The sequence below is a fragment of the Planktotalea sp. genome (assembly GCF_018607965.1).
In the GTDB taxonomy this organism is placed as follows: Bacteria; Pseudomonadota; Alphaproteobacteria; order Rhodobacterales; family Rhodobacteraceae; genus Planktotalea.
The window spans coordinates 1-2,691 of record NZ_JABBAM010000014.1 but is presented as its reverse complement, the minus strand read 5'-3'; the positions used below and the strand labels follow the sequence as shown (position 1 = coordinate 2,691).

Annotated in this window: 3 protein-coding genes; all 3 read left to right on the top strand. The window is 51.2% G+C overall.

The genetic code is table 11. The annotated features are described in order from the left end of the window. Positions 1-218: 218 nt before the first annotated feature. The 3 genes from QZ279_RS00995 (at position 219) to QZ279_RS15575 (ending at position 2,654) form a co-directional block, all read left to right on the top strand. On the top strand, positions 219-1,037 hold the full coding sequence (locus tag QZ279_RS00995) for an IclR family transcriptional regulator (RefSeq protein ID WP_293446965.1): 819 nt from the start codon (positions 219-221) through the stop codon (positions 1,035-1,037). A 4-nt stretch (positions 1,038-1,041) separates the two neighbouring features. After that, a complete protein-coding gene (gene ugpC, locus QZ279_RS00990) occupies positions 1,042-2,100 on the top strand; it encodes a sn-glycerol-3-phosphate ABC transporter ATP-binding protein UgpC (RefSeq protein WP_293446963.1) in 1,059 nt (352 codons plus the stop codon). A gap of 317 nt (positions 2,101-2,417) precedes the next feature. Then, entirely contained in the window at positions 2,418-2,654 is a 237-nt protein-coding gene (locus QZ279_RS15575; protein ID WP_366513810.1) for a type II toxin-antitoxin system antitoxin SocA domain-containing protein, read from the top strand. Positions 2,655-2,691 lie beyond the last annotated feature (37 nt).

Below are 2,691 nucleotides of genomic sequence, written 5' to 3'. Positions count from 1 at the left end.
GTCCTCCCTAGATGCATTCGTATGTCGAAAAGGGCGCGCGATATCGCGTCACCCCATCGGTCTTTCTTTTCCAAATTTTGGTTCCATTATTTGAAACTTGGTTTTGGATATTGATACTAAATCGCGAACGGGCTAGGCTTGTCAACAGTCAAGACATGCGGCAACGCAGCAATTTTAGCGTTGGGCTGCTAAGTCTCAGCAAGGAGGAGGAAACGGCGATGTCTGAGGATCGTAGTAAAAGTGACGGAACAGTTGGTAAGGCGTTAGAGATCCTCGATCTTGTCGCGTCCTTTGGTCGACCCGTGCGCTTTTCTGATGTTCTCGAACGCGCAGAGTTTCCCAAGGCGACCGTTTATCGCTTTATCCAAACACTGACCTCGCAAGGCATGTTAAGCTATGATCCCGATCGCCAGACCTATGCGCTGGGCATACGTTTGGTGCGCTTGGCGCATTCTGCTTGGCAGCAATCGTCTTTGGCCCCAATCGCACGTCCGTTGATTGAACAGCTTGCCGCAGAGGTGGGCGAAACCGTGCATTTGGCACAGCTTGATCACGCGCAAGTTCTTTACGTAGATAAGATCGACCCCGGCCGTCCGATTGAAATGTATTCCCAAGCAGGCAAAATTGGCCCCGCCTATTGCACAGGCGTTGGCAAGGCGATGATGGCCTATCTTGAGACGTCGCATCTTGCGGGTGTGATCGAGCAACAGAGCTTTCATGTGTTCACCGAATTTACACTGCCTGATGAGGCCGCATTGCGCGCAGAGTTAATTGACATTCGCACCAACGGCTACGGCTTTGATCGCGAAGAACATGAGCCGGGCATTATATGTGTGTCCTTGCCAATCCTGACTGCGCGTGGCCGCGTGTTGGGCGCCTTGTCTGTGACCAGTTCAACCCAACGTACAAATCTCGCCGCTCTAGAAGCCCTCGTGCCGCGCATCCGCGTTGCTGCAAATGCGATTGCGCGTGAAGCCGAAAGCTGGCGCTTTCCTGATCAATCAAAAATACAAACCGTGGATACGGCAAAGGAGTGACCTTATGTCTAAAGTGAGCTTGAACAACGTTATCAAGAAATATGGCGACGTGCAGGTGATCCATGGGATCGACTTGGAAATCAATGACGGCGAGTTTTGCGTTTTTGTTGGTCCATCGGGCTGCGGTAAGTCTACATTGCTGCGCATGGTTGCAGGACTTGAGGAAACCACAGGCGGTCAGATCAACATCGGTGAGCGTGATGTGACCACTGCTGATCCATCCGAGCGCGGCGTTGCGATGGTGTTCCAGACCTACGCTTTGTATCCGCATATGACCGTGCGCGATAACATGGGCTTTGGCCTAAAGATGAACAAACATCCCAAGGCCGAGATCGTGGCCAAGGTCGCAGAGGCCAGCCGCATTTTGAAGTTGGATGACTATCTTGAACGCAAGCCAGTGGCTTTGTCCGGTGGTCAACGTCAACGTGTGTCTATCGGTCGTGCGATTGTGCGTGGGCCTGAAGTATTTCTGTTTGACGAACCGCTTTCCAACTTGGACGCTGAATTGCGTGTTGAAATGCGTGTCGAAATCGCGCGCCTGCACAAAGAAATCGGCGCAACAATGATTTACGTGACCCACGATCAGGTCGAAGCGATGACGCTTGCTGACAAGATTGTGGTTTTGCGCCTTGGGGTGATTGAACAAGCAGGCAGCCCGATGGAGTTGTACCGCGACCCTGACAACAAATTTGTTGCTGGTTTCATTGGATCCCCAGCGATGAACTTTATGGACGGCATTTTGGGCGAGGGCGGTGTTGTTTCTGTGCCTGCCTTGCAGCGCGATGTTGCAACAGGTGTTGGTGGAGAAGCAGGTTCTAAGGTCAGCTTTGGTGTGCGGCCTGAACACATTACGCTCGATCCCTCTGGCACGACCCACAAGGTTGATATGACAGAAAGCCTAGGCGGTGTGTCCTATGCCTACATCGTGTCTGAAACCGGCGAGCGTTTGATCGTCGAAGAGCGCGGTGATGTGCGTTCCAACGAGGGCGATGTGGTTGGATTGAACTTTGAAGAGAGCCGTTCCTATGTCTTTGATGCAAAAAGCGAGTTGCGCATCAGGTAGAGTTGCGATCACTTCGTGATCCGGACCGATGCGAGAGGAGGACCCTCGCGCTCGCATACTTAGACGAGTGGCCAGCCCCTCGTGCTCCCCCGGGATATTTACGGCCCTATATATCAAACGCACCAAGCGGTTGTTCTCTAAATGTTCTTGTATTTACAGTTATAGTGGTTATTTGTACTTGGTTAGGCTAAGATCAGAAAACGAACCGGGGGGGCTAGAGCATTGCAAATCGCAACAACTTTCATGATGGATCAACTCAGCGCGTTACTAACTTTTTCCTCGAAAAAGCTCACCAAGAGGGTGTTCCTCTAACCGCTATGAAGCTCCAGAAGCTTGTTTATATCGCCTACGGTTGGCACTTAGCCCTATCCGGAAAGAAGCTGTTTACAGAAGAAATTGAGGCTTGGAAGCATGGACCTGTTGTCCCTTCTCTATATCATGAGTTCAAGCACCTTAGGGAAAACCCCATCACATCATTCGCCACATCATACGACTATAATAGTGAGCAAGAGATAGTGCCTAGAGTTCAAGAATCAAACGGGAGACCAGTATGATGCTCTCTAGGGTCAGGACTCATAACCAAAAGATGAC

Bases quoted from the DNA above. Each gene is read 5' to 3' on its own strand.
- QZ279_RS00995 (WP_293446965.1), top strand. From the start codon at position 219: ATGTCTGAGGATCGTAGTAAAAGTGACGGAACAGTTGGTAAGGCGTTA.
- ugpC (WP_293446963.1), top strand. From the start codon at position 1,042: ATGTCTAAAGTGAGCTTGAACAACGTTATCAAGAAATATGGCGACGTG.
- QZ279_RS15575 (WP_366513810.1), top strand. From the start codon at position 2,418: ATGAAGCTCCAGAAGCTTGTTTATATCGCCTACGGTTGGCACTTAGCC.